General features: G+C 36.9%; 4 protein-coding genes. 1 reads left to right on the forward strand and 3 read right to left on the reverse strand.

Annotated elements, in window-relative coordinates; translation table 11 throughout:
* Window positions 1-1,178: PVC-type heme-binding CxxCH protein (locus ACOVO2_RS05165; protein ID WP_421768938.1), on the reverse strand; the 1,178-nt coding region annotated here is incomplete at its 3' end.
* A gap of 161 nt (window positions 1,179-1,339) precedes the next feature.
* Between ACOVO2_RS05165 and ACOVO2_RS05170 the strand changes: the two genes are divergently transcribed.
* The gene (locus tag ACOVO2_RS05170) at window positions 1,340-2,011 is read left to right on the forward strand and encodes a M15 family metallopeptidase (RefSeq protein ID WP_421768939.1); all 672 of its coding nucleotides are present in this window, start codon (window positions 1,340-1,342) and stop codon (window positions 2,009-2,011) included.
* 52 nt (window positions 2,012-2,063) lie between these two features.
* Here the strand turns inward: ACOVO2_RS05170 and ACOVO2_RS05175 are convergent, their stop codons facing one another.
* Window positions 2,064-2,501, reverse strand: coding sequence for a DUF3299 domain-containing protein (locus tag ACOVO2_RS05175; protein ID WP_421768940.1), 438 nt, complete (start codon window positions 2,499-2,501; stop codon window positions 2,064-2,066).
* Window positions 2,498-2,893: a hypothetical protein gene (locus ACOVO2_RS05180; RefSeq protein ID WP_421768941.1), complete on the reverse strand. Its 396-nt coding sequence runs from the start codon at window positions 2,891-2,893 to the stop codon at window positions 2,498-2,500. The genes ACOVO2_RS05175 and ACOVO2_RS05180 overlap by 4 nt, the downstream gene beginning before the upstream one ends.
* Window positions 2,894-3,536 lie beyond the last annotated feature (643 nt).

Genomic DNA, 3,536 nt, shown 5'->3' on the forward strand with positions numbered 1-3,536 from the left:
ATTCTACCTTGGTTTTTACCCGCATTGAGGTCTAATGTTTTCTCGATTTCATCAGGAATCCACTCGGGGTGTTCTATCACCTTTCGATGAATATCAATAACATATAACGAGCCATCGGGGCCAACGCTCATATTGACTGGCCTGAAAGCCCTATCAGTACTCGCCAAAAAGTCTTTGTTTTCAAAAATCCTCGAAGCCGTAAAGGATGCTCCATTAGGTTTTATTTTATCGACATGTATCAGGTTCAGCACCACGTCGGCTACCCAAACGGTATTTTTATATTTTTCGCTGAAAGCACCACCACCATAATACGTTACGCCACAAGAACCCGAAAAATAACCCGACTGCTCAGGGTGATTTACTCGGTCTTCCTGCTCGCCGATCGGAAAAATGCGAGCCAAACCGTTTTCTTCGTGGTCTGATATATTTTGAAGGGTATTTTCTGGCAAAATGGGCTTGCCTTTGAGGTATCGGTCGGGGAAAACTGAATGTGAGATATGCGTGAGGTTATGGGTCTCAAAAATGCGTCCGTATTCATCCATTCCCAGTCCAAAGCCTCCCGAAGATTCACCGAGGCGTTCCATCTGTCGGGTTTCGAGATTGAATCTCAAATCTTGTCCACGCAAATCAATTACGGTGGTGGTATCGCCCCACCAGTAAGGTTTACCATCGTTTCCGCCATTGGCTGCATAAATCCAGTTGTCGATGCCGTAAGTAAGTCCATTATAGTTATGTTGTAGATTATCTTTCACAAAACCACCCATCAAGGTATCAATTTTATCAACACGGGCGTCTTGATTGGTATCGTGCAATTGAAGCAAGTAAGGCGGTGCTGCTACTAAAACGCCTTTTTTATAAGGCATGAACGAATCGGCCAATCCTAAATTTTCGGCAAAAACAATGCTGCTATCATACACACCATCGTTGTTTTTGTCTTTCAAAACCAACAAACGGCTTTGTTTATCCTCCATCGGATACCCTGGCATTTCGAGTACCATAGCATCTCCATTTTCATTAAACTCCAAATCAACGGGGTCTTTGATAAGTGGTTCGGAAGCCACCAATTCTAATTTGAAACCTTCTTCCATTTCAAAGCCTTCGGGGTTTTGATGGGGCTTATTACAAGAGTATAAACCAATACAAATAGACGACAAAATAATAAAGGTATTCTTCGACATTGTAGGAGAATCTAATGTTAAGACAATCTTGATATAGTACAAATATAGTATAATTTAATCTAATTTTTAGCAACAGCAAAGATGAATTTCAAATGATTGAAATATAGTTTTTCACTTTATTTGCAACGTAATTGCATTTTTGTAGTTTTGCAGAAAAAAATATGCCTCGTTTTGTAATTTTAATTTTTATCTGTGCAAAATTAACTGCACAAATACCAAACAAATACGGTCTAAATATCATTTCAGACCCAAAAATTCTGAACGAAACCATCAAAAAAGACCCCGATAAAGCATTGGTACGAATCAAAGATTATGTACCTAATATTGCTTTAGACATTAAATATGCCACTACTCAAAATATTTTCTATACCCAATTGTATAAAAAACCTGCGGCTTTGGTGAGGTTACCAGTGGCAAAAGCTTTAGCGGCGGTGCAGAAAGATTTGAATGAGCAAGGTTATAGTCTGAAAATTTATGATGCGTACCGCCCCTATTCGGTTACTTGTCAGATGTTTGAGATGCTGCCAGATACGCTGTACATGGGTTTGCCGTGGACAGGCAGTAAGCACAATCGAGGCATTGCTTTAGATTTGACATTGATTGATCTCAAAACCAAAAAAGAACTCAAAATGCCCACGCCGTTTGATGCTTTGGTGTATGCGGCTCATCCTGGGTTTATGAAATTACCCGAAGAAGTAATCAAAAATCGGGAATTACTAAAAACCGTCATGAAAAAACATGGCTTCAAGGTGGACCCTATGGAATGGTGGCATTTTAATTATGTGAGTGATACAGTTTTTGAACTGCTTGATATTCCATTTAGTAAATTGTAAATGTAAGAAAATGATTTATAGACGAACCATCACTTATTTGAAGCAGTTTTGATTACCTCACGACCTCAGCTTGCTCAATGATATAGTTGAGGTGGTCAATATCGGCTTCGTTGGTTTTGAAAATTCCTTTGATTGTACGCACATCATCGGTATTAAAGTGCTGTCCTTTTTTCTTGAAATTTAGTTCAATCAACGATTCTGGGCCTGAAGCACCGCAGAAAAAACAAGAGGCCATCGGGTTGGCAGAAATCACATAAAGTCCCGATTTTACATCTATCGGAATGATATAGCCTTTGATAGAAACTGGTCGGCCATTAAGAACCAACACATTTTTTCCGAAAGTAGGATATAGAAAATATTCTCCTAACTCCACATTCAATTTTTTGCTAAACTTCACTTGTGTCAGAAACTTCCAAGTGAGTTTCATAGGTTCTTCAACCACAAACCCGAAGGCAAAAAAAACACTGATCATCAATATTTTGAGTTTCATTTCTTAGATTTTAGTTTTAAAACACTTTCTCGTAATTCGATTATCTCACTTTTAGTATTTTGTTGATATTCAAGCATTTGCTCATCGGTCATATCTGGTGCAGGCGAATGTTTATGGTGGTGATGCTCACCATGTTTATGCTCGTGTTCAAAACCTTCTATTTCGATGAGAGATGCTTCCCAATTCTCTAAAACCTCGGCCAAACTATCGGCTTGAATTTTCAATTCAGGCAATTTTTTTAAACTATCTAAGTCATTTTCAATCTCTTCTTGCAGTTTTACAGATGCTACATGAATCTCATTTGCTTTTTTCAATAATTCACTTGGCTCTTGTTTTCCCAAACAAGCCATTATCACTCCCAAAATACCTACACAATATATTTTTGATTTCATAAATTCAATTTCAAATAAATGCAACATTGTTGCAAATATAGAAATACATTTATACTTTTGCAACATTAATCGCAAAAGATGAGAACATTCTTAGTAGCACTATTTTCAACACTTATTCACCTTATGTGTTGCGTTTTTCCGCTTACACTTGTAGGATTCAATTCATTGGCGTTTTTAGATTTTTCGGATAATACCAAAAAGCTTTTTTTGGTCGTGCAAGCAGTCCTTTTTTTATACTTGATTAGAAGATTAGCAATAAATATCAAGAAGCGAGGTAAACTCGAAACAATGCTTTCTATTTTGAGTATGTGCCTAATCGTTTTTTCATTTTATGTAAATTTCTTTCAGCCGTTTCATACAGAAAAACAAAAATTGATGCAAAAAAGAATTGAACTAATAATTAAAAAAATTGAAAGGTAATGAATGCCTCGTAATATTTTACAGCCCTAGCTTCTTTACTCTAGATTTCTACACTTACTGAAGTGAAGCTTTGGCTACAATTTAAATGTGAGAAGGCAAGGAAGTACTTAGTAGAAAAATAGAGAAGATGTATTTTATAATGAATCAGAGAATTTAAGTGGGTCCAACAAGTCGTAGCTTTCTGGACCAAGCCCTTTCAAAAAATCGCTTATATATATATGGT

This window comes from Emticicia sp., from assembly GCF_049241225.1.
Taxonomy (GTDB): Bacteria; Bacteroidota; Bacteroidia; order Cytophagales; family Spirosomataceae; genus Emticicia.